The sequence below is a fragment of the Hallella colorans genome (assembly GCF_003096815.1).
Taxonomy (GTDB): Bacteria; Bacteroidota; Bacteroidia; order Bacteroidales; family Bacteroidaceae; genus Prevotella; species Prevotella colorans.
Genome location: NZ_QENY01000012.1, coordinates 73,983 through 97,440, shown reverse-complemented (window position 1 = coordinate 97,440; position 23,458 = coordinate 73,983). Strand labels below are relative to the sequence as shown.

Sequence of the window (23,458 nt, the reverse complement as noted above, 5' to 3'; positions counted from 1 at the left end):
TTAGTAAAAACAAAGATAACCAAAAGGGCTGACACCTCGTGAGAAGTGTCAGCCCTAAATTATTTTGTTTAATAAAGTTTTACCGGACAGCAATATAAAATTATCTGTGTGTTTCGTGTGTTATTTCCTTGACCATGACGGCAACAGTGTTGCCTCGTATTGAGCGAGATAATCACGCTTTGCCCCTATGGCATAACGCCTTAAGCAATCGCGGGCATACGGCCGGAACGTGATAAGTCAAGTCGTTGCTAATGCCACACCGTGCAATGCCAGCTAATAACCGGGTGTCTGACAAGGTGACGAGCTTTGCCCATGACTGCAATTTTCTTTTGTAAAAAACAGAAGATAATGACAAAAAGTGATGCGTAGTGAGAATAGTCAATCCTATAATTTAATTTTTCAAAAGAGATTTACGTGACAACAATGCTCGCCATTTTCAAGTTTGGAGTTAAAAAAGCCATTCCAATCATAGTGATTAGAATGGCTTGACTATGAAGTAACAGTTGCTTACATTATGGTTGCAAATCTAAGCAATGCTTATCCGTAGATGATATTGCCGCTCTCGTCCTTGTATTCGTCCAATCCTTTTTCATAGGTGGCCATGGCCCGCAGGCTCATTCCCACACTGGAGAAGCCACCGTCATGAAACAGGTTTTGCATGGTCACCTTGCGCGTGAGGTCTGAGAACATCACCACGCAGTAGTCGGCGCATTCCTCGGCCGTGGCGTTGCCAAGCGGAGACATGCGGTTGGCGAAGTCGTATAGCTTGTCCATGCCCTTCACTCCCTGCCCGGCCGTGGTCATTGTGGGCGATTGTGAGATGGTATTGATGCGCACATGGTGCTCCCGACCGTAGATGTACCCGAAGCTCCGGGCTATGCTCTCGAGCAGCGCTTTGGCGTCGGCCATGTCATTGTAGCCGTAGAACGTGCGTTGGGCAGCCACGTATGACAGTGCCACGATGGAACCGTACTCGCTGATGGCGTCGAGCTTTTTGGCGCTCTGAATCATCTTGTGGAACGAGATGGCCGATACATCGAGCGTTGTGTCCAGCATTTTGTAGTCTAAATCATCGTAGGTGCGGCGCTTGCGCACGTTGGGCGACATTCCTATGGCATGGAGCACAAAGTCTATCTTGCCCCCCAACACCTCCATGGAGCGACGAAAAACATTTTCCAAATCCTCCACGTTAGTGGCGTCGGCTGGAATCACTTCGCAATGCAGTTTCTCAGATAGCGCACTCACAGTGCCCATCCTGACAGCTACCGGCGTGTTTGATAAAGTGATGGTGGCACCTTCTTCAACAGCTCGCTCGGCCACTTTCCATGCGATGGATTTCTCGTTGAGGGCACCAAAGACGATGCCTCTTTTGCCTTTCAATAAATTGTTGCTCATATTGTCATTGTTAATAAAATATGTGCAAAGTTACACAAAAAACAAGTAAATGTGCAGTTTTGGTCTTAAAAAAGGTCTTGATATGCTTACTATCCTTAGGTCGCTATTATTATTATGTTTTCCTATAGGTCAATATTCGCGTATTAAAAATTATTAAAAGGGTTAATGTTTTCTAAATATAGATTTTTTGGTTGTGTTTGATAGTTCAGTCATCTATAAAATAAGTACTTTTGCATACCGATTATTTTTGGGGCACGCTTAGAGTCCCTTGCGCATTGTGTTAATAGTGGTGCCTTTGGCCGGACATCGTGGTTAGTGAATCAATGGCGCGACAGAGCGAAAGCCATGGATGGTCTCTTTTAGACTGGAGGCGCCGTGAGGTCTCTGTTTTATCAGGTAATAAAAACGTTTTTTAGTAGAAAATTTATTTTTTAAAATGGACACTTTAAGTTACAAGACTATTTCCGCCAACAAGGAAACAGTGCATAAAGAGTGGGTAGTAGTTGACGCTACCGACCAGATAGTGGGTCGTCTCTGCTCTAAAGTCGCTAAGTTGATACGTGGAAAGTACAAGCCAAATTTCACACCTCATGTAGACTGTGGCGATAACGTTATCATTATCAACGCCGAAAAGGTGGTTTTCTCCGGCAAGAAAGAAACCGATAAGATTTATACTCGTTATACTGGCTATCCCGGTGGCCAGCGTTTTAACACGCCCGCTGAGCTGCGCAAACGTAAGGATGGCGCTGATCGCATCATTCGTCACGCTGTCAAGGGAATGTTGCCTAAAGGTCGTTTAGGACGCGCCTTGTTGGACAATCTTTATATTTTTGAGGGTTCAGAGCACGATATGCAAGCTCAGAAGCCCAAGGCTATTGATATTAACCAGTATAAATAATAAAGGAGAAAGATGGAATTTATTAACGCAATTGGTCGCCGTAAAAGCGCTGTAGCTCGTGTCTATCTATCTGAGGGCACCGGCAAGATCACTATTAACAAGAAAGATTTAAAGGAGTTCTTCCCATCAGCCATCCTCCAATACGTGGTTAAGCAGCCATTGGAGCTGTTGGAAGTTACCGAAAAGTATGATATAAAAGCCAATTTGGACGGCGGTGGCTATACTGGCCAGAGCCAAGCATTGCGCTTGGCCATCGCACGTGCGTTGGTGAAGATAAACGCTGAAGACAAGAAAAATCTCAAGGATCATGGCTTCCTCACACGTGATAGCCGTGCCGTTGAGCGTAAGAAGCCAGGTCAGCCCAAGGCTCGCCGTCAATTCCAGTTCAGCAAACGCTAATGCAATTCTAAATTCAAAATTCAAATATCAAAATTGCCATGCGGCATGACGTGTGGTTCGATTTTTGATAAATGGCGATGACATGTTGATGATTTCGAATTGTTGTGCGATGAAATGTACAGCCCAATTTTGAGTTTTTAATTTTGAATTTTTAATTGAAGCCTTCGTTTAGTATCTAAATTGACGAGATTCTTAAGACTACTCGCCAATTGGTTCTAACAGAATTTAAAAAGAAAGTAAACAATTTAAACAAGAAAAGAACAATGTCAAGAACAAATTTTGACCAATTATTGGAAGCCGGATGTCACTTCGGCCACTTGAAACGCAAATGGAACCCAGCCATGGCCCCTTACATTTTCATGGAGCGCAATGGCATTCATATCATCGATTTGAACAAGACGGTGGTAAAGATTGACGAAGCAGCTGAGTCGCTTAAGAACCTTGCTAAGAGTGGCAAGAAGATACTGTTTGTAGCCACAAAAAAGCAGATAAAGGATATTATAGCCGATAAGGCTAATTCGGTTAATATGCCATACGTCACCGAGCGATGGCCCGGAGGTATGCTTACCAACTTCCCCACCATCCGCAAGGCGGTGAAGAAGATGACGAATATCGACAAATTGATGAATGATGGCACCTATGCCAACCTTTCCAAGCGTGAGATCCAGCAGATAAATCGCCAGCGCGCCAAGTTGGAAAAGAACCTTGGCTCTATAGCCGAACTTACTCGTCTGCCTTCCGCATTGTTTATTGTGGATGTGATGAAAGAGCACATTGCTGTTCGTGAGGCCAATCGTCTTGGTATTCCCGTATACGGAATTGTGGATACTAACTCTAATCCACGCGACATAGACTTTGTCATTCCTGCCAACGACGATGCCAAAGACTCTGTAGAGACTATTCTCTCGGCAATTTGTGACGCTATCGCTGAAGGTTTGCAAGAGCGTAAGGCCGAGAAGGCTGACGACAAAGCAGCTGCCGCTCAGGCTGAAGAGGCCGGTGAGGGCAAGCGTCATTCTCGTCGCACTCGTAAGCAAGAGGATGCCGAGGCATCTGCTGACAAAAACGAGACAGAGGTTGTTGCTGAGAAAACAGCCAATGTAAAGGAGAATGTAGAGGAAGAAAAGCAAGAGGCCAAGGCTGAGAAAGCAGAGGAACCTAAGGTTGCAGCTGAGAAGGTAGAGGTTGTAGCCGAGGAAGCTAAACCTGCTGAAGAGGAGGCTCCTACCGCTGAATAACGCTATGCGTAAGGTCTTGTGGTATGAAATAGGTGCGATCACGCTTCTATAGATTGTACCACAAGACCTTATCATTTTTATATAGAATGTTAAATTAAAAGATTAAATCATATTATGGCTGTTACAATAGAAGATATCAAGAAGCTCCGCGCCATGACAGGAGCTGGCATGAAAGACTGCAAAAAGGCACTCGCAGAGGCAGATGGCAACATCGACAAGGCTGTGGAACTCGTGCGTGAGCGTGGTTTGGCTATCGCCGCCAAGCGTTCTGACCGTGAGACCTCTAACGGCTGTGTACTTGTGAAGAGCAGTGACAATTTTGCCGCAATCATAGGCTTGAAGTGTGAGACCGACTTCGTTGCGAATGGCGCTGACTATATCGCTTTGACTCAAGAGATCCTCGATGCTGCCGTGGCTGCCAAGGCTAAGACCTTGGATGAGGTGAAAAACCTTAAGCTCGCCGATGGCAATACCGTGGCAGACGCTGTTACTCAACGCTCTGGTGTTGTTGGTGAAAAAATGGAACTTGATGGATACAACGTGCTCGAGGGTAGCAATATCTACACGTATGACCACATGGGCCGTCACACGCTCTGTACCCTCGTGAAGCTCACCGATGCTAATGAGGACGCAGGTCACAAGGTGGCTATGCAGGTGGCTGCCATGAAACCTATCGCACTGAATGAGCAGTCGGTATCTCAAGAGGTGAAGGACGAGGAGTTCAAGGTGGCCGTGTCCAAGACCAAGGAGGAGCAGATAGAGCGCCAAGTGAACGTCGCTTTGAAGAAAGCTGGTATCAACTCCAATTTGGTGGACTCTGACGACCATATAGAATCTAATATGGCCAAGGGCTGGCTCTCCGAGGAAGATGCCAAGAAAGCTCGCGAAATCCGTGAGACTGTTTCGGCAACGGCGGCCGCTAATATTAAAGAGGAGATGGTACAGAACATCGCCAAGGGACGTATGGCCAAGTTCTTCAAAGAGAATTGCTTGGTGGATCAAGAGTTCCAGTTTGCCGATGGCGACAAGATTACCGTTTCGCAGTGGCTCAACCAACAGAACAAAGGCTTGCAAGTGGTAGACTACAAACGTTACGGTTTGGCAGCCGACTAATATTTAAGGCGTTCACGCCTTGTTATATACAGACCATGGAAGGAAAAGCTTCCATGGTTTTTTTATGCTTTTTTTGATCGCTTCGCGCTGTCACGTCAAAGAATTTAGTATCTTTGCAAAGAGCCCGCTCATATTTCATAGAGGATGAAACGCTTGTCATTTCTTTTTTTTGTCGTCGCCTTGACGCAGATGGTCGTTGCTCAGCGTGCCACTTTGAGCAAGATGTCGCCTTTCGTACGTGAGGCTTATTATACCGCGCGTGGTTTGTCTATGCCATCTGGCACTCGCTCCTCATTGTCGCGCGAGGGATCGCTCATGGCATTTGTCAAATTGGATAGTGAAGGCGATGAGCCTCTTACGCTCAGTCGTTGCAAAGTTTGGGCACGCTATGGAAATCTCTATGTAGCAGAAATACCATTAGAAAGGTTGGGACATTTGTCGCTTGATCGCCATGTCATGCGCATAGAAACGGGGCATAGACCCATCGCTCAGTTGGACACAACGAGTGTCATAGTTAATGCGTCGAAGGTTTATGCGGGTGTTGACATTCCTCGAGAATACACGGGAAAAGGTGTTGTTGTCGGTGTGCAGGATATTGGATTTGACCTCACTCATCCTACATTTTATTCATCAGACATGACCCAATACCGTATCAAAGCCATGTGGGACCAATTGTCTTTAGATACGCTTGGCAGTGCGTTGCCAGCTGGACGTGACTATGTGGGGCAGCAAGCATTGCTCAAATTGGGATGCCCGCGCGATGGGCTTATCCAGTCGCATGGCACACATACGGCAGGTATAGCCGCCGGAAGTGGCTCGGAGGGTGATGGCAATATGTCGGCTTATCGTGGCATAGCCTATGACAGTGATATCTGTTTGGTGTGCAATGCCACGTCTAACGACGCTTCGCTCATAGACCCGAAAGACTACTATAAATACACATTCGCACTCGATGCCCTTGGTTTTAAATATATTTTCGACTATGCCAAGAGTGTGGGCAAACCGTGTGTTATCAACTTTAGCGAAGGCTCGCAGCAAGATTTTCATGGTTATGACAATCTTTATTATGAGATGTTGGATTCTCTCTGTGGTCCGGGTCGTATCCTTGTCGCGTCAGCAGGAAATGACGCAGGGCATATCAATCATGTGCACAAGGAACGTGGAAAGGAACAAGCCGGCGTATTTTTGGAAACGCCTTCCAACTCGGTCATGGTCACAACCAAGTCTGCTGATGATTTTAAAATCGATCTACGGTTCTATCAAGATCAAACGTCGCCACAGGTTGTAGGTATTAAAATGAGTCAAGTTTTGGCTGCGGCAGACTCGGTTTATCATGACTCCCTATTTGTTGGCAAGCAAGTTTATGACATTATGGGCACGGCTTACAAGTCGAGTTATGACGCGAATGATTTGATATGCGACTTGGTGGTGACACTTAGGGGCAAAGAACACGGCCCAATGGTGCCTCTCGCTGTATGCGTAATTGGTAAGGAAGCCGACGTAGAAATGTATCCGGTAGGCACTCATTTCTATTACAATGACATAGATCTTTCGCTCCATGATGGTGACAATACACATAGTGTGTTATCCCCGGGCAGCGCGCCGAGTGTCATTTGCGTAGGGGCAACGGGTTATCGCACGCAGTTTGAGAACTATCTCGGAGAACGTAAGGTATTTAATATGGGAGACAATGGCTCACGCACGCAGTTCTCTGCTATTGGACCTACATGGGATGGACGTGTGAAACCCGACGTGATGGCACCGGGACAAAATATCATCTCGGCCTATAGCAGTTTTTATATCGCTAATCCTGCTAATGCCGGAGGCCCTTTGGCTGACGACGTCCGGCACTTCAATTTCAACAAAAGAACCTATGGTTGGAGAAGCTTCAGCGGCACGTCGATGGCTGCTCCAGTGGTGACGGGCATTATCGCGTTGTGGTTGGAAGCTGTGCCCACGCTCACCACGCGTGACTGTTTGGAGGCTTTCGAGGCCACATGTCACCGTCGTGAAGCGTCACTTGTATATCCAACCAACTATGAAGGCTATGGCGAGATAGACGCTTGGGCAGGGCTTCGCTATATCTTGAAGCATAAAGGGATGGGCGTGAGAGATATCAATGTGTCTACTTTTGATAACAAGCGTATATATACCGTGGATGGTCGTTGTGTTGGAATGAATGTCGAGAATTTGCCACGGGGTGTTTATATCAGGGATGGGAAGAAGTTTATAGTGACTCATTAAGAATTGGACCAAAGTTGGCCCAAGTTGAATTAACCATGCTAAATGCGTTATTTAACGATGAAGATATTTGCTATTGGTATGAACTATGCCTTGCACAATAAAGAGATGCGAGGCACGTTATTAAAGACAGAAAAGCCAGTCGTCTTCCTCAAGGCAGACTCGAGCCTGCTGAAAAACGGCAAACCGTTCTTCGTGCCAGACCATTTGGGGAGAATAGAATACGAGGCGGAGGTGGTGGTTCGCATCTGCAAGTTGGGCAAGACGGTGCCAGAGCGTTTCGCTCCGCGCTATTATGATGCGGTGACGGTGGGCATAGACTTCACCGCTCGCGAGTTGCAGCGTGAGTTGATAAAGCGTGGGCATCCTTGGGATTTGGCCAAAGGCTTTGACGGCGCCGCCTGCATTGGCGAGTGGACAGACAAGAATGAGTTTCTTGATATACAGGGCATAAACTTTCACCTTGACGTCAACGGACAGACTGTGCAGCGAGCGTGCACATGCGATATGCTCCACAAAGTGGATCAAATCATTGCCTACATCAGCCAATTTTACACTTTGAAGACTGGCGACCTGCTTTTCACGGGCACCCCGGCGGGAGTGGGGCCAGTGTGTATAGATGACCATTTGGAGGGCTATCTGGAGGAACGGAAGGTGCTCGACTGCTATTGCAAATAGGCGTGGAGTGCCAACATGTGGCGCGCGAATGGCCATACTCGTGCCGCATATGCCATGAAGCCCTCTTCGTTTTATATGAACAGCATCAACATGAATATACTTTCTCGTTTCATAGCCATGTCATCGTTGTTGTGTTTGGGCGTCAATGCGCAAGCGCAACGATTTTACAACCTTTCTCCCGAGGACGTGAAGATAGGGACAAAATTACCCATTTTCGCTTGCTCTATACCATTGTCGGGAGCTTTTTCCGACTCGGTCTACACCGCTTTTATACGTTATCCGGAATTTATGGACATGTCGCCGTCAGACGTGGCAAACTTTCGTCGCTTGTCAGACAGCATCCCTATGTCATTGCCCAAGATAAGGCAGCAAGTTGTAACGAACCGAAAACAAGGTGCGTTGGAGGTGGAATTTTGCCCTGTGATTTATCGAGAGGGTAAATACCAAGTGCTTGTCAGCTTCATGCTGGGCGTTAGCTCCAAGGCCCAAACCGGCAATATGATACGTGGGGCAATGGCGACTCGTGGGACGAGTAAGCCCGAAAGATATGCCGCGCACTCGGTGTTGGCTCATGGAAAGTGGGCAAAGATAAGGGTGCCAGCCACAGGAGTGTACCAATTGACAGACGCTTTAATACGCAAGGCAGGTTTTTCGGATATAAACAAAGTGAAGGTATTTGGTTATGGTGGTAATCTCCAGAATGAAACTTTGTTGGAAGCTGACTTGCGCAATCTTGACGACTTGAAGGAGGTGCCTACTTGCGTCGTTGAGGGGCGGAGGCTTTTTCACGCCAAAGGGCCTGTGAGTTGGGCTGGAAACGAGGCCACGATACGTACCAGAAACCCATATTCTGACTATGGCTATTATTTTCTCACAGAGGCGAATGACGCTCCGAAGCACGTGGACGCCAAAACGTTTGTGGACTCATTCTATCCTTCTGCGACCGATTATCACTCTCTTTACGAGGTGGATGGCTATAGTTGGTATCCCGGTGGCCGAAATCTATTTGACAGAGAAGGTATCTCGATGGGACGATACAAGCAAGTGGTTCTCGAAAACAAGAGCGGTTCCAAGACGGGTAAGCTCTCGGTGAGCGTCACGGCTGGAGTGCCCACTCGAGTGGAAATCGCGCTCAATGGCAGATTGATAGGCACCCAAGACATCATGATTGGAGAGCATGAAAATGGCAACGCGTCTACCAAGGTGTACGATGTTCAGCGCCTGCTCGATACGGACACAGTGACGATAAAAACCGTCTCGGGTGGTCCCGCGCGTTTGGATTATGTATCAATGGCGTGGAGTGGCAAGGTTCCGGCACCCAACCTTCAAGGCCCATTCCCGGTGCCGGAATATGTTCATAATATCACCAACCAAGACCTTCATGCGCATGGTGCGGCAGACATGGTGATCATAATACCCACTTCGCAAAAGCTGTTGGAGCAGGCGCGCCGACTTGCCGATTTCCATACCAAGCATGACAAAATGCGTGTACGTGTCGTGCCGGCGGACGAAATATTCAACGAGTTCTCAAGTGGCACGCCCGATGCGAACGCTTATCGCCGATATTTAAAAATGCTGTACGACCGCGCCCAAACCGAAAAAGACATGCCTCGCCACTTGCTTCTCTTTGGCGATTGCGTGTGGGATAACCGCATGCTTACCTCTGAGTGTAAGTCGTTCAGCCCGGACGATTTCTTGCTTTGTTTCGAGAGCGAGAACTCTTTCAGCGACTTGTTTAGTTATATGGACGATGGTTTCTTTTGCTTGTTGGACGATGGGGAGGGTGCGAACCCTCAAAGAAAAGACAAATTGGATGTGGCGGTGGGACGCTTTCCGGTTAGAACCCCCGAGGAAGCCAAAGTGATGGTGGACAAAACTATAGATTATGTCAACAACACCCATGCCGGAGGATGGCAGAACACCTTGGTCTTCATGGGCGATGATGGCGATAATAACCAACACATGAGAGACGCGAACTCAGCCGCCGACATGGTGGACAAACTATATCCTGGCTACCAAATCAAGAAAGTGATGTGGGATGCTTATCATGGCGAGTCGTCCGCCGTGGGCCATCGGTATCCAGAGGTTAGGAGGATTCTCAAGCAACAGCAACGGGAAGGAGCGTTGATTATGGATTATTGTGGGCATGGAATCTCCGATTTGATTTCTCATGAGCAAGTGCTTGGTATAAAAGATTTCGAACAACTAAAAAATAAGCATTTGCCCCTTTGGATTACGGCGTCGTGTGGCATCATGCCTTTCGACGGCGTACAGCCTAACATTGGCGAGTCTGCCGTGCTCAATCCCCAAGGGGGCTCCGTGGCATTTTGGGGAGCCATGCGCACCGTTTATCAAATCTATAATACCAAAATCAACATGGCTTATCTCAAGCATGTGCTCAATGTAAATAATGGAAAGCCCACAACCATAGGCGAGGCGCAGCGCTTGGCGAAAAACGAGATGATTGAAAGTGGCGATGACCGTACCATCAACAAGTTGCAATACGCACTCCTTGGCGATCCTGCCATATCGTTGTGCCTGCCCACCCATCGTGTCATCGTGGATTCTATCAACGGTGTCAAGTTGGCCGACGTTTCCGCTAATGTTGGTCTCAAGGCGGGCGAAATGGTCAAGGTAAGTGGGCATATAGACAACGCCCCCAATTTTAATGGTGTGGTTTCCGCCATCGTGAACGACTCGCGCGAGTTGGTGTCGTGCAAGATGAACGCCAGTGCGGAGGCCGAGGAGCCATTTGAGTTTTACGATAGGCCGACTGTCTTGTTTAGTGGTTCTGACAGCGTGAGGAACGGTCGTTTTCGCTTTTCTTTTGCCATGCCCATGGATATCAATTATTCTGACCAAGCCGGCCTGATGAATATCTACGCCGTGAACAATGGGCGCAATGTCATAGCCCATGGGTGTGACGACCATTTCATGGTTGGAGGAACGGGTGCGCTGGTTGCCGACACCGTGGGCCCCAAAGTGTATTGTTACCTCAACACGCCCGAATTCCAAAATGGCGGACAAGTGAACGTCACGCCTTATTTTGTGGCGCAGTTGTCCGATGTGTCAGGAATTAATACGGCGGGCAATGGCATTGGGCACGATTTGCAACTTGTCATTGACGGCGATGCTTCGAAAACTTATAACCTTAACGAATATTTTAAATTAGATTTTGGCACTTACACCGATGGCAAGGTGACTTTCAGCATTCCTCAATTGGAGCCTGGCCACCACTCCTTGGAATTTCGAGCGTGGGACACGAGAAATAATTTGTCCACCGTCTCGCTCGATTTCATGGTGGTGAAAGCTCTTCGCCCCAACATCTTCAGTGTAGCATTGTCCACCAACCCCGCTCGCGAGTCCACCACATTCATCATCAGTCATGACATGGGCGGAAGCGATATAGATGTCACCATCGACGTTTTTGACATGAGTGGACGACTGCTTTGGACACACCATGAAACCGGAGCGGCCGCCGATGGCACTTATACCGTCGACTGGAATCTTACGCGAGCCAATGGCAGCAGGCTGCAAACGGGCGTGTACCTCTATCGCGCGCGCCTGTCCAGTGATGGAAGTCCCCAAGTCTCAAAGGCCAAGAAGTTAGTTGTGATAGGCAATAAATAGGACGTGATGAGCGTTTGTTATAAACAAACATAATATCGAAAACAGACAATGAGCACATTTTTTAAGATATGGATGGCCTGTGCGTGTTGCGCCATAAGCTTTTCCGTGTCCGCCCAAGACAAGAAAGACATGTTCAATCCCGAGCACGCTTCGGTCACGTCCCAAACCATTGCCCCAGACGCTCGAGCCGCCGGCATGGGCGACGTGGGAGCCGCTACCGACCCGGACGTGGCCTCGCAGTATTGGAACCCCGCCAAATACCCATTCTCAATAAGTCGCGCCGGCGTGGCGTTGAACTATACCCCATGGCTCCGCCAGCTTGTCAGCGATATAGACTTGGCTTATCTCGCTGGTTATTATCGTATCGGTGATTACAGCGCGGTTTCTGGCTCGTTGCGCTATTTTTCACTTGGCGAGGTGATGACAAGCACGGCTGATGATGCCATGACCATCCATCCTTACGAAATGTCGGTAGACGTTGCCTACTCATTAATGCTCAGTGAGCACTTCTCGCTTGGTGCGGCCGTGCGTTGGATTTATTCTGATTTGACCTACAATTACACTGATGACACGGCTCCCGGATCGGCTTTCGCGGCAGATTTATCGGCATATTACCAAAACTATCTTAACTTTGGGAGTCGTGAGTGTCAATTAGGTTTGGGGCTAAACATCTCCAATGTCGGCAGCAAAATCAATTTTGGCGGCGACGACAACAGTGAGTTCATCCCTGCCAACCTGCGCTTGGGAGCTTCCTTGATGATACCCATCGATGAGTATAACCGCTTCACCATCGCGGCTGATGCCAACAAACTATTGGTGCCCACTTATCCCACGGAAGACCAATTCAAAGAAGCCCCCGACAAAGGCAACTATAATGACTATACTGATTATGTCCAAAAAAAATATTACGACATCTCTTCCATCAATGGTATCTTCAAGAGTTTTAGCGACGCTCCTAACGGTTTCAGGGAGGAGTTGCAAGAAGTGCGATGGAGCGCGGGTGTGGAATACACCTACCATGACCAGTTCTCGCTGCGCGCTGGATATCACCATGAGAGTGAAAACAAGGGTAATCTTAAATATTTCACGGTGGGCGCGGGCTTCCGCATGAGCGTTTTTTCGCTGGATGCGGGCTATGTCATAGCCACGGCCAAGAGCAATCCATTGGACCAAACGCTTCGTTTCACACTCAACTTCGATATGGACGGTATCAAAGACCTGTTTAACAGACGATAAAATTCCACTCAGTTTATCATTTTACAAAACTTTCTCAATATGACTATCAGGGTAGGAATGGGCTACGATGTCCACAAGCTCACCACAGGTAGAGCCCTGTTCTTGGGTGGCGTAAAGTTGGAGCATGACCGTGGATTGCTGGGCCACAGCGACGCTGACGTGCTCATACACGCCATTTGCGACGCCCTCTTGGGCGCTGCCAACCTACGCGACATTGGCTATCACTTTCCCGATACCAGTGCCGATACGCTTGATATGGACAGCAAGGTCATTCTGAAAAAGACAATAGCGCTACTGTCCGAAAAGGGCTATAGGGTTGGAAACATCGACGCCACTGTGTGTGCCGAACGTCCAAAGATTAATCCTCACATACCCGCCATGAAAACATGCTTGGCCCAAACGATTGGATGCGACGAAGATGCCATCAGCATTAAGGCCACGACCTCAGAGAAAATGGGCTTCGTGGGGCGACAGGAGGGTATGGCGGCATACGCTGTTTGCTTGATAGAGAAACCGTAACACCACAAGCTTGCCCACTCAATGAGGGTACCTTTTTTCGCTCAAAAAAAAATACGTTGAAACTCATCAGCGAGCTTCAACGTATTTTTATGTTTAACTTTAAAATTTTTCTAATCGAATAAAAACCTCCCGGCCTTCATTGTCATCCGTTAAACAATCTATCAAATCTACCTTAAACCTAATAACTAAAAACCTAAATCTATTATTACTAACCTAAACAATCTATTAACCTTTTGATGTTGCAAAGATACGGCTAATATTCTTAGGTACCAATACTTTTAGATGCTTAAGGTGTTATTATGGCTGTTTTCTTGACACAAATCAACTTTTTGTGTTCGTGCACAACTCTTTTTTTATGTACTTATCATACATTGACGCTATCAAGAGTAGTAGGTTTCAACAGTGCTATAGCCAAAGCAAATACACTCCATATAGCCTTATTTAGATATTAAACGGCATTGTGGATGCTTATCTCGTAGCTTTTTATTACCTTTGCGACAACAAGATTGTATACCCATGCGAGTACTCTTAGTGAATACAAGTGAGCGTTCTGGGGGGGCGGCTGTAGCTACCCACCGGTTGATGGAGGCGTTGAACAATAATGGAGTCAAGGCAAAGATGATAGTTGCCGACAAGCAAACTGACAACATCCATGTGGTGAGGTTGCCTCATCCGTGGTTTCACCGCTTTTGTTTTTTGTGGGAGCGTTTTTGTATTTTCTTGCATCTCCGCTTCAATAGACAACATTTATTCCAGATAGACATAGCCAATGTTGGTTCCGACATCACGTCTCTGCCCGAGTTCAAAAGAGCAGATATCATTCATTTGTCATGGATCAATCAAGGTATGCTCTCGCTCTCCGGTATCAGAAAGATACTTAAAAGTGGCAAGCCCGTGGTTTGGACCATGCACGATTTGTGGCCCACATCGAGTATTTGTCATCTATCGCTCGGATGCGAACGGTTCAGAGACCACTGCCACCATTGCCCATACCTACCTCATGGAGGTGCCAAACGAGATCTTTCCTATCGCGTTTGGGAAAAAAAGCATAAACTTTATCGACAATACCACATTTCTTTCGTGGCGTGCAGCAAGTGGCTTGCGGCAGAGGCTAAGCGTAGCAGGCTTGTGGATGGCCAAGTGGTGACAAGTGTTCCAAATCCGTTGAACACGCAGGTTTATTACCGACAAGAGCGTCAGATGGCTCGACGGTCGTTGCGTTTGCCATTGGACAAACGGCTCATAGTGTTTGTGGCACAGCGCGTCACCAATGTGAACAAAGGTATGTCCTATCTCGCAGAAGCCTGCCAAAAGCTTGTGGCGAAATATCCCGAGATGCGCCAAAGTGTAGGCGTCGCTATATTGGGAGGCTATGCCGAAGACTTTGCCGGAGACTTGGAGCTGCCTGTTTATCCTTTGGGCTATGTCGATGATGAGAAAAAAATCGTCGATGTGTATAATGCTGCCGATGTTTTTGTCTTGCCGTCTCTATCCGAAAATCTCCCCAACACCATCATGGAGGCGATGGCTTGCGGCCTGCCTTGCGTGGGCTTTAACGTGGGCGGCATACCCGAAATGATAGACCATCGTAAAAACGGATACGTTGCCATATATAAGGATGCCAATGATTTGGCTCGCGGAATTAGGTGGGTGCTCTTCGAGTCTGATTATGAGTCGCTCAGCCGTCAAGCCATCCAGAAGGTGTGTCAAACCTATTCGCAACAATCAGTTGCCTTGAGATACATCGAGGTATATAACCAAGCGTTGGCGCTAAAAGACTATGACCTATGATCACTTTTACTATTATCACCTGTACATATAATGCCGAGCACGAGTTGCGCCGCACGCTTGACAGTGTCTTTGAGCAATCATACCCTTATGTGGAGCATATCATCATTGACGGCATGTCGAGTGACGGAACGATGGTCATGGCGCGGTCATATCAAGAAAAAAATGCGAGTGTCGATAATGAGCACCGTGTAGAGATTGTCTCTGAGCCTGATAGCGGACTTTACGATGCCATGAACAAAGGTATAGATCGGTCTACAGGCGACTATCTCGTCTTTCTCAACGCTGGAGACGTGTTTCCCGGGCGTGACACCCTTGAACGTGTGTCGTTTTGTTTTGCCGATGGCGAGGAGTTGCCAGCTGTGCTCTATGGCTATGCCGATATTGTGAACGACGAGGGGCATTTTGTTTGTCACCGACACTTGCAGCCGCCCCAAGAGTTGTCATGGAAATCGTTCAAGTGGGGCATGTTAGTGTGCCACCAGTCTTTTTACGCCCGCGCCGATCTTGCCAAGCACAATCATTATGACCTGCAATATCGTTTTTCGGCAGACGTGGATTGGTGCATCCGGGTGATGCAAGAGGCCGAACGCCGACATTTGCGTTTAAAAAATGTGGGCATGGTGTTAGTGAACTATTTAGAGGGAGGCATGACTGCCAAGAACCATCAGGCATCGCTGAAAGAACGATTTCATATTATGGTCAAACACTATGGCCTGCTCACCACACTCGCGACGCACGCTTGGTTTGTCATTAGGAGCATGAGAAAGAAATCAATCTGATGTGGCTTACTCATTATCAAGCTATGGGATGCCAAGATTGTTTGGCCCAAAATCAACAGCAACGCCCGCCTGAATATGTTCAGGCGGGCGTTGCTGTTAAGGGCGCTATCAGTGTGTCTTAAAAATATTATACGTATCTTATGATTTGTCCAGGTCGCACTCTTTGATTTTTGCGATAACCATTGAGCCTGCAAATTTCATTGACTGTCACGCCACATTTCTTGGCAATAGACTCAAGCGTATCTCCTTTAACCACCTTATAATACACGCGTTCAGGCTGGTTGGCCGCGTTTATGTTGTTGGCTGCCATGTTGTCCTTACTGCGTCCGAGCACACCGTATATTTGATCGCGCGTGTATCCGCCGTTGCCCACTTTGCCACGCTCACGAGTAGCAATTCTCGACTCCCTTTCGTAAGTGGCCTTGCTGAAGAGCACTTGGTCTGCCACGACATCCTGATTGCGAAAATCGAAGAACAGCCCAGGGTTTAGCGCCACGCCGCATAGACGTGTCTCAAAGTGCAGGTGAGATCCTGTGCTTCGGCCGGTATTGCCTCCGAGGCCGATAGGCTCGCCTGCCCTGACCACTTGGTTCTCTCTTACCAAGTGTTTAGACAAGTGCCCATAAATGGTCTCCAAACCATTGGGATGGCGTATTACCACATAGTTACCATAGCCGCGAGGCTCATATCTCACAATGCGTATCTTGCCATTGAAGGCCGAGCGGATGGTGTCGCCGATATAAACTTTGATATCAAGGCCTTTGTGTTGACGTCCCCAGCGACTGCCAAAATTGCTCGTCACAACCCGACTGGGTGTTGGCATGCAGAAATGGCGAAGGTTGATAGTGAAAGAATCGGGTAGCTCTGTTTGGTGATGAGCGTATCTGTTATTCCATTCGTCTCCATATAATTGAGCTGCGGGAGATGCGATGTTTTCTCTTGCTATAACGTTTCTAACCTCTATAGAGTCCAATTTTTTTGCTCGTCTATCCACTGGTGCTTGTCGTGCCAACAAATCTTGACCGGCGACAGGCTCTGCCACGAGGGCAAAAAAGAGTGATATGGTCAGGGTCTTAAATGTCTTTTTTAAAGCCATAAGCTCTATTTTGTACTTTAGATTTTTATGATGGGACGATGCGTATGTCCCAAAAAGAAAAAAGAAAGATTTGTCAAACGAAATCGGTCTATTTTCTAAAAGATGTTACAAATATAATAAAAATATCCATTTACCTACTACAGAGCGGTGCAAAAATAATTACTATTTAACATAATCTTTTTGTTTTCAGACTCTGGTTAACATTTTAGGGCATGTTATTCACTATATTGTAATTATTGTAATTTATGGAAAATCTGAGGCTATTAATATGATAATGTGGCTTGTTTATAGAGGATAGCAATTTTTTTTGCATTCCACTTGTGATATAAAATGTTTTGTTCCACGGTTCTGGCATATAAGTTTTGGACAAGGATAGGGGGCTTGATAGAATGTGATGCCTCATGCCCTTGAGCGTGATGTCTTGTGTGTCGTGTCGTCTTGTCTCAATAATCACACAACATTGGGACAGTCGTAGATGGCATGGCAAGTGGATTATTGTCAATAAAACGGAGTGAAAAACATATCTTGTAGATTGTGCGTATTAGGTGTTGTAATTGTGTGTTTGAAGTGCCAGATCACCGTTTGCTGCGTGTATTTTGCCACGGCTTGCACCGATTAGGCACTATTCGTGCCATGTTTGGTCCCTAAACGCATGCCGATTAAGGCTTGATGGTGTTGTCATTGGGTAGCAAACGCGCCGCCATTGGGTATCAATGGGAAGGAGAAAAATAAAAAAAACAAAGTGAAAAGGTTGTGTATCTTCGCAAGTAGCATATTTGTAGGCGTTTGCGCAAGTGCCTCATTTTGGCCGTATTTACGACCAAAGCTGTTTCTGTTTGCGAATACGCGCGTCACGGAGCGGTTGTTGTCAAAATAATTCGTGTGCTTGTATATCTGTTGCCTCAATCGTCTTTTATCCATGATCAGCTGATGGCCGACCAGTTTACGTTGGTGTTTCGCAGCTCTTTCAGACGTTTCCAGAATAGGCTGTACTGCTCCTTCTCGCACTGTGGGTCGTCATCTATGATTTTTTTCGCCTCGTCACGGGCCAACTGAACGATTTGTCCATCGCGAGCTATATCGGCTATTTTCAGGTCGAACGCGATACCACTCTGCTGCGTGCCCTCCAAGTCGCCGGGGCCTCGCAGCTTCAAGTCGGCCTCGGCTATGCGAAATCCGTCGTTGGTTTGGCACATGATATCTATGCGTTTGCGTGTCTCGGTGGCCAATTCGTAACCCGTTACCAACAAGCAGTAGCTCTGCTTGGCTCCGCGGCCCACTCGCCCGCGCAGTTGGTGCAGTTGAGACAGCCCGAAGCGGTGGGCGTCGAGTATCACCATCACCGAGGCGTTGGGCACGTTCACGCCCACCTCTATGACGGTCGTGGCCACGAGTATCTGTGTTTCGCCGCTCGCAAATTTGCGCATCTCCTCATCCTTCTCTTTGGCTTTCATGCGTCCGTGTATCTTGCTGAGACGGTATTCGGGAAACACCTCGCAAAGGGTCTTGAACCCGTCTTCGAGATTTTTCAGGTCTATTTTCTCGCTTTCTTCTATCAGCGGGAATACGATGTACACCTGCCTGCCTTCCTTGATTTGCTGCCTGATGCCATTGTATAGCGAGGTGGTCTGGTTGTCATATTTATGTATGGTCACAATGGGTTTGCGACCGGGGGGCAGCTCGTCAATGACGCTCACGTCCAAATCGCCGTAGACGGTCATGGCCAAGGTGCGCGGTATGGGCGTGGCTGTCATGACGAGTATGTGTGGCGGTCGCTCGCTTTTGCGCCATAGCTTGGCTCGTTGCGCCACGCCAAATCGGTGCTGCTCGTCCACCACGGCCATGCCCAGCCGCTTGAACACCACCGTTTCCTCGATGATGGCATGGGTGCCCACGAGGATGTCGATGTCGCCTGTGGCCAAATCGGAGAGTATCTTGGCGCGCTTTTTGCCTTTCACCATGCCCGTGAGCAGTTCCACCCGCACGTGCATGCCTTTGAGAAACGAGAGCAGGGTGTCAAGGTGTTGCTCGGCCAGTATCTCTGTTGGGGCCATGATGCACGCCTGAAAGCCGTTGTCCATGGCGATGAGCATGGTCATAAGGGCCACCAATGTCTTGCCCGACCCTACGTCGCCTTGTAGCAGTCGGTTCATCTGCTCGCCCGTGCGCATGTCGTCGCGTATCTCGTGCATCACGCGTTTTTGCGCTCCTGTTAGTTCGAAAGGCAAGTTGTGGTTGAAAAAACTGTTGAAGATGGGTCCAACTTTGCTGAACACGTAGCCCTTGTATTTTTTCTTTCGTTCGGAGGCGTAGCGTAGGATGTTGAGTTGCACGTAGAACAACTCCTCAAATTTCAGTCGTGTTTGCGCGCGCTGCACGTCGTCCAACGAGCGTGGGTAGTGTATTTTTCTGAAAGCCTCTTCGCGCGGTATCAGGTGCAGTCGCTTGGTCATGTTGGGCGGCAGTGTCTCTGGTATGGCGCCATCGGGTATGCGTGTGACGAGCGTCTTGGTAAGCCTCTCGATGGCGCGCGACTGCATGCCTCTGACTTTCATCTTCTCAGTAGTGACGTAATAGGGCTGCATGCCCATCTCGTCCAGTTTCAAATCCGCCGCCCGTTCCATCTCGGGGTGCGCGAATTGGTACCGGCCTTGGTAGACGGCGGGCCGCCCAAAGACGATGTACTCATCGCCTACCTTGTAGTTTTTGTAAACATATTGCGAGCCGTGAAACCACACAATGTCCGCCACGCCGGTGCCATCGGATAAGTGTGCCACTATGCGCTTTTTGCGATTGCCCATGGCAAACTCCTCGAAACTAAGTATCTTGCCTTTCACTTGCACGAAAGGCATGTCGCCGTTGAGCTCGCGGATGGTGTAGACCTTGGTGCGATCCACGTATTTGTAAGGGTAATACTCCAACAGGTCACGCCATGTGCGGATGTTGAGCTGCCCGCTCAATATCTCCTTTCTGTGCGGGCCTACGCCCGGAAGGTACGTGATGTCTTGTTCAAGGATGTTTCCCATGCTCGCGGTGTGGTGTGTCAGTGGTCTATCGTGAGCAGCTCGGCGAGTTTCAAGTCGAGTGGGGTGGTGAGCTTGATGTTCTCCCGTTCGCCCTCCACCATGACTATTGTGTGGCCTAAGCTCTCTATCACCGACGCATCGTCGGTGAACGATTGGCAGTAGGGTTGGTTGAAAGCGCGCTTAGCCAACGCTATGTCGAAGACTTGTGGTGTTTGCACCGCGCGGAAAAGGTCACGCCGCACGTTGTGCGATTGTCCGTTTTCCACATGGCGCAGGGAGTCGGTGACGGGTGTTACGGGTATGGCGGCTTGGTGCTTGCGAGCCGCGGCGAAGCATCGTTCTATGACGGCTGTTGAGACAAAAGGTCGCGCGCCATCGTGAAAAGCCACCACGCCATTCGTGCCGTCGGGTACGGCGGCTAATCCGTTTTTGGACGAGTCGAAGCGCGTGGCACCCCCATTGACCACGGTGTGCGGTATCTTGAATGCGTGTTTTTGGCACAAATGGAGCCAAAAATCCTGTTGCTCTTGGGGCAGCGCGACGATGATACCTATCACATCGCTGTATGCGTAGAAACGCTCTATGGTATGCATCAGCACGGGTTTGCCGCGCAAGGGCAGGAACTGTTTGGGCAGTTCGGTACCCATGCGCAGCCCTTTGCCACCAGCTACGATGATAGCGTAGTCCATCGCCTATCTCTTTTCCATGAGATGAGCGTACTGCATTTTCTTCTGTAATTCGGCCGATTTCTCCTCGCCCACGAAAAAGCTCAGTATGCGATAGGCGTAGGGCAGGGTGGCGGCTGGCCCCTCGCCGGTGATGATGTTGCCGTCTTCTTGGTACAACTCGGCCGTATAGGTGGCACCCGTGAGGTATTTCTCGAAGCCGGGCGAGCAAGTGGCTTTTTTGCCTTGGAGCAATCCCAACGACCCAAGCACCATCGGAGCCGCGCAGATGGCACCAATGCGCTTGCCGCGCTTGTGTTGCTCAATCAACGCTTGGCGCACGCCTTCGTGCTCGTTCAGGTTGGTTGAACCGGGCATTCCGCCTGGCAGGAGCAGCATGTCGGCGTCTGCGTAGTCGGCAGGACTGCCAAATTGCAAGTCGGCTTTCACGGTCACGCCGTGCGACGATTCTACATATTCTGCCCCTGTGACGCTCACGGTCTTGATGTCAATGCCCGCGCGACGAAGAATGTCCACGGGAGCCAGCGCCTCTATTTCTTCGAAGCCGTTGGCCAAAAATGTATAAACTTTAGCCATAGTAAGTATGTTTTAAATGCGGAGACAACGTTGTCGTCAAAATAATCCTTTACAAACTTACGCAATTTTTTCGATAGATAAGGGTCTAATCGACTTAAAAATATAAAAAAATGTATATCTTACGCCGCCTTGACCCTTATTTCACGATTGGTGAAAAATATCTTTAAATCGCTTGCGAGAATGTCGATTTCCTCATTGATGCTAAATTATCTGATATGGAAAAATGGCTTTGTAAGCTACTCTATGCTCATCATCGTCACGTCGTCAAACTCGTTCATGTAGTCGAGTATGTGCCTATTGTGGTCGCCACTTTGCACTTTTATCTCCATTTTGACCTCATAAATGCTGCCGTGTGTTGTTCGTCGGTCGTGCAATTCGAACGAATAGACCTCTTTGCAGTCACTCTTAATTTGCTCAATGACGCGCTTGGCGCTCTCCTTTGAGGCAGAGGTAAATGCTAATTGCAGTGTCGTGGTGCCCACTTGGGGAATGACCTCGTTGAGCACCTCCAATCCAAAAAGGATGAGGCCGGTGACCACCGCCGCCACATAGAACATCCCCGCGCCACACGCCATGCCGATGGCCGCGGTGACCCAAAGGCCTGCTGCCGTGGTTAGACCGCGCACCACGTTGCGTTGAAACACGATGAGGCCAGCACCAAGAAAACCGATACCTGATACCACTTGAGCCGCCACGCGCGAAGTGTCTTTTACCGTGTCACCAAAACCATATTGCGAAATGATTGTGAACAAGGCCGCGCCGAGTGCCACGAGAAAGTGCGTGCGGAAGCCTGCGTCCTTGGAACGATATTCGCGCTCGATGCCCACGACACCCCCAAGTATGAGTGCTGAGACGAGACGAAGACTGCTATCTAAAAAAAAGTGGTCCATAATGACAAAGCAATTTGATGATATGATAAAAATACTTCTTATTATTGGAATAACCAAGCAATAGGCCGATATATTGTATAAGGAAGAAACGGATTTGTAATAAAAAGATGTTTTTGTAAAAAGAATTAAATAAATAATTGAGGTCGAGCCTCGATTTTTCAACAATTCTATGTACATTTGCAAGGGATGCAAGCCCAATACCATGCACGGATGGTAAAAGTGGCACACTGCATAGACTGCTTATTGCGCCAGAAAAAGAAATGAGCGGTGGCAGCTCGAAGAATAGCTAACAACAGATATATGACAAACCGAAAGCTTTGTTTCGCTCTTATCGGCAATGAATACCAGGCTCGAAAGTCGACGGTCACTCAACGTATTCTGGATTATCTCAATGCGCGTGAGGCGAAGGTGTGCATTGATCGTACATACTATGACTTTCTCAGACAAAACCTACATGCTGATATTGTGTGTTCGGGCGTGTTTGATGATTATGATTTTGAGGCCGATTATGTCATCTCATTGGGCGGTGACGGCACTTTTTTAAAAGCTGCCAACCGTGTTGGAGGGCGTAATATACCTATAATTGGTGTCAATATGGGACGCTTGGGCTTTTTAGCCGACGTGCTACCAGCCGAGATAGAAAACGCCCTTGACGAGCTGTACAAAGGTGATTGTACGATAGAGGCTCATTCGGTGATAAAGATTGAGGTGGACGGTGAAGAGATAAAAGGCAGGCCGTATGCGTTGAACGATATAGCGGTGCTTAAAAGAGACAACGCCTCCATGATATCAATCAAGTGCAGTGTCAATGGAAAGTTCTTGGTAACGTATCAGGCAGACGGTCTCATCATAGCCACACCCACGGGCAGCACGGCCTACAACCTGTCTAACGGTGGCCCCATCATCGTGCCTTCCGCGTGTAATTTGGTCATCAGCCCAGTGGCGCCACATAGCCTGAACATCCGCCCCATTGTAATCAATGATGACAGTGTGATAGACCTTGAGGTGGAAAGTCGCAACCATAATTTCTTGGCTGCCATTGATGGACGTTCGGAAAAGTTGCGCGAGGGTTCAAAAATACGCATCAAGAAGGCATCCTACGATATAAAAATAGTGAAGCATAAGGGTAGCCATTACTTTTCCACGCTGCGTGATAAGCTGATGTGGGGCATGGACCAGCGTTAGGATGTATTGCTCCACGCCATCCTATATAAAAATAAAAAATGAGTGATTGCTAATCATATTGCGTAGCATGGTGGCAACAAGT

Annotated in this window: 18 protein-coding genes; 12 read left to right on the top strand and 6 right to left on the bottom strand. The window is 48.3% G+C overall.

Features of this window, described 5'->3' with window-relative positions:
• Positions 1-537: 537 nt before the first annotated feature.
• Positions 538-1,395: an enoyl-ACP reductase FabI gene (locus C7379_RS07410; protein WP_116616715.1), complete on the bottom strand. Its 858-nt coding sequence runs from the start codon at positions 1,393-1,395 to the stop codon at positions 538-540.
• Positions 1,396-1,831: 436 nt separating this feature from the next.
• Between C7379_RS07410 and rplM the strand changes: the two genes are divergently transcribed.
• The 11 genes from rplM (at position 1,832) to C7379_RS07355 (ending at position 15,917) form a co-directional block, all read left to right on the top strand.
• Entirely contained in the window at positions 1,832-2,293 is a 462-nt protein-coding gene (rplM, locus tag C7379_RS07405; protein WP_116616714.1) for a 50S ribosomal protein L13, read from the top strand.
• 12 nt (positions 2,294-2,305) lie between these two features.
• Positions 2,306-2,692, top strand: coding sequence for a 30S ribosomal protein S9 (gene rpsI, locus C7379_RS07400; RefSeq protein ID WP_116616713.1), 387 nt, complete (start codon positions 2,306-2,308; stop codon positions 2,690-2,692).
• Between the two features lie 263 nt (positions 2,693-2,955).
• The gene (gene rpsB / locus C7379_RS07395; RefSeq protein ID WP_116616712.1) at positions 2,956-3,930 is read left to right on the top strand and encodes a 30S ribosomal protein S2; all 975 of its coding nucleotides are present in this window, start codon (positions 2,956-2,958) and stop codon (positions 3,928-3,930) included.
• Between the two features lie 114 nt (positions 3,931-4,044).
• Positions 4,045-5,043 carry a translation elongation factor Ts gene (gene tsf / locus C7379_RS07390; RefSeq protein WP_116616711.1) on the top strand — a complete coding sequence of 333 codons (999 nt, stop codon included), beginning with the start codon at positions 4,045-4,047 and terminating at the stop codon, positions 5,041-5,043.
• A gap of 144 nt (positions 5,044-5,187) precedes the next feature.
• Positions 5,188-7,287 (top strand): S8 family serine peptidase, encoded by a 2,100-nt coding sequence (locus C7379_RS07385; protein ID WP_116616710.1) that lies wholly within the window; start codon positions 5,188-5,190, stop codon positions 7,285-7,287.
• A gap of 57 nt (positions 7,288-7,344) precedes the next feature.
• Positions 7,345-7,962: a fumarylacetoacetate hydrolase family protein gene (locus C7379_RS07380; protein ID WP_116616727.1), complete on the top strand. Its 618-nt coding sequence runs from the start codon at positions 7,345-7,347 to the stop codon at positions 7,960-7,962.
• Positions 7,963-8,052: 90 nt separating this feature from the next.
• On the top strand, positions 8,053-11,592 hold the full coding sequence (gene porU / locus C7379_RS07375) for a type IX secretion system sortase PorU (RefSeq protein ID WP_116616726.1): 3,540 nt from the start codon (positions 8,053-8,055) through the stop codon (positions 11,590-11,592).
• 72 nt (positions 11,593-11,664) lie between these two features.
• Positions 11,665-12,828 (top strand): type IX secretion system outer membrane channel protein PorV, encoded by a 1,164-nt coding sequence (gene porV, locus C7379_RS07370; protein WP_243406748.1) that lies wholly within the window; start codon positions 11,665-11,667, stop codon positions 12,826-12,828.
• Positions 12,829-12,867: 39 nt separating this feature from the next.
• On the top strand, positions 12,868-13,347 hold the full coding sequence (ispF, locus tag C7379_RS07365; protein ID WP_116616708.1) for a 2-C-methyl-D-erythritol 2,4-cyclodiphosphate synthase: 480 nt from the start codon (positions 12,868-12,870) through the stop codon (positions 13,345-13,347).
• Between the two features lie 516 nt (positions 13,348-13,863).
• Positions 13,864-15,138, top strand: coding sequence for a glycosyltransferase family 4 protein (locus tag C7379_RS07360; RefSeq protein ID WP_116616707.1), 1,275 nt, complete (start codon positions 13,864-13,866; stop codon positions 15,136-15,138).
• Positions 15,135-15,917, top strand: a complete 783-nt coding sequence (locus C7379_RS07355; RefSeq protein WP_116616706.1) for a glycosyltransferase family 2 protein — start codon at positions 15,135-15,137, stop codon at positions 15,915-15,917. Before C7379_RS07360 ends, C7379_RS07355 begins: the two co-directional genes overlap by 4 nt.
• Before the next feature lie 127 nt (positions 15,918-16,044).
• Here C7379_RS07355 and C7379_RS07350 read toward each other — a convergent pair whose 3' ends face one another.
• The 5 genes from C7379_RS07350 to C7379_RS07325 form a co-directional block, all read right to left on the bottom strand.
• The gene (locus C7379_RS07350; RefSeq protein ID WP_116616705.1) at positions 16,045-17,013 is read right to left on the bottom strand and encodes a peptidoglycan DD-metalloendopeptidase family protein; all 969 of its coding nucleotides are present in this window, start codon (positions 17,011-17,013) and stop codon (positions 16,045-16,047) included.
• 923 nt (positions 17,014-17,936) lie between these two features.
• Positions 17,937-20,039 (bottom strand): ATP-dependent DNA helicase RecG, encoded by a 2,103-nt coding sequence (gene recG / locus C7379_RS07340; protein WP_116616703.1) that lies wholly within the window; start codon positions 20,037-20,039, stop codon positions 17,937-17,939.
• 17 nt (positions 20,040-20,056) lie between these two features.
• On the bottom strand, positions 20,057-20,728 hold the full coding sequence (locus tag C7379_RS07335) for a 2-C-methyl-D-erythritol 4-phosphate cytidylyltransferase (RefSeq protein WP_116616702.1): 672 nt from the start codon (positions 20,726-20,728) through the stop codon (positions 20,057-20,059).
• Positions 20,729-20,731: 3 nt separating this feature from the next.
• A complete protein-coding gene (locus C7379_RS07330; protein WP_116616701.1) occupies positions 20,732-21,301 on the bottom strand; it encodes a DJ-1 family glyoxalase III in 570 nt (189 codons plus the stop codon).
• Positions 21,302-21,537: 236 nt separating this feature from the next.
• A complete protein-coding gene (locus C7379_RS07325; RefSeq protein ID WP_116616700.1) occupies positions 21,538-22,191 on the bottom strand; it encodes an MgtC/SapB family protein in 654 nt (217 codons plus the stop codon).
• A 300-nt stretch (positions 22,192-22,491) separates the two neighbouring features.
• Here C7379_RS07325 and C7379_RS07320 point away from each other — a divergent pair, with 300 nt between their 5' ends.
• The gene (locus tag C7379_RS07320) at positions 22,492-23,376 is read left to right on the top strand and encodes an NAD kinase (protein ID WP_116616699.1); all 885 of its coding nucleotides are present in this window, start codon (positions 22,492-22,494) and stop codon (positions 23,374-23,376) included.
• Positions 23,377-23,458: the final 82 nt, after the last annotated feature.

Excerpts from the sequence above, each read along its gene's own strand:
- C7379_RS07410 (WP_116616715.1), bottom strand. The coding sequence starts at position 1,395 with ATGAGCAACAATTTATTGAAAGGCAAAAGAGGCATCGTCTTTGGTGCC.
- rplM (WP_116616714.1), top strand. The coding sequence starts at position 1,832 with ATGGACACTTTAAGTTACAAGACTATTTCCGCCAACAAGGAAACAGTG.
- rpsI (WP_116616713.1), top strand. The coding sequence starts at position 2,306 with ATGGAATTTATTAACGCAATTGGTCGCCGTAAAAGCGCTGTAGCTCGT.
- rpsB (WP_116616712.1), top strand. The coding sequence starts at position 2,956 with ATGTCAAGAACAAATTTTGACCAATTATTGGAAGCCGGATGTCACTTC.
- tsf (WP_116616711.1), top strand. The coding sequence starts at position 4,045 with ATGGCTGTTACAATAGAAGATATCAAGAAGCTCCGCGCCATGACAGGA.
- C7379_RS07385 (WP_116616710.1), top strand. The coding sequence starts at position 5,188 with ATGAAACGCTTGTCATTTCTTTTTTTTGTCGTCGCCTTGACGCAGATG.
- C7379_RS07380 (WP_116616727.1), top strand. The coding sequence starts at position 7,345 with ATGAAGATATTTGCTATTGGTATGAACTATGCCTTGCACAATAAAGAG.
- porU (WP_116616726.1), top strand. The coding sequence starts at position 8,053 with ATGAATATACTTTCTCGTTTCATAGCCATGTCATCGTTGTTGTGTTTG.
- porV (WP_243406748.1), top strand. The coding sequence starts at position 11,665 with ATGGCCTGTGCGTGTTGCGCCATAAGCTTTTCCGTGTCCGCCCAAGAC.
- ispF (WP_116616708.1), top strand. The coding sequence starts at position 12,868 with ATGACTATCAGGGTAGGAATGGGCTACGATGTCCACAAGCTCACCACA.
- C7379_RS07360 (WP_116616707.1), top strand. The coding sequence starts at position 13,864 with ATGCGAGTACTCTTAGTGAATACAAGTGAGCGTTCTGGGGGGGCGGCT.
- C7379_RS07355 (WP_116616706.1), top strand. The coding sequence starts at position 15,135 with ATGATCACTTTTACTATTATCACCTGTACATATAATGCCGAGCACGAG.
- C7379_RS07350 (WP_116616705.1), bottom strand. The coding sequence starts at position 17,013 with ATGGCTTTAAAAAAGACATTTAAGACCCTGACCATATCACTCTTTTTT.
- recG (WP_116616703.1), bottom strand. The coding sequence starts at position 20,039 with ATGGGAAACATCCTTGAACAAGACATCACGTACCTTCCGGGCGTAGGC.
- C7379_RS07335 (WP_116616702.1), bottom strand. The coding sequence starts at position 20,728 with ATGGACTACGCTATCATCGTAGCTGGTGGCAAAGGGCTGCGCATGGGT.
- C7379_RS07330 (WP_116616701.1), bottom strand. The coding sequence starts at position 21,301 with ATGGCTAAAGTTTATACATTTTTGGCCAACGGCTTCGAAGAAATAGAG.
- C7379_RS07325 (WP_116616700.1), bottom strand. The coding sequence starts at position 22,191 with ATGGACCACTTTTTTTTAGATAGCAGTCTTCGTCTCGTCTCAGCACTC.
- C7379_RS07320 (WP_116616699.1), top strand. The coding sequence starts at position 22,492 with ATGACAAACCGAAAGCTTTGTTTCGCTCTTATCGGCAATGAATACCAG.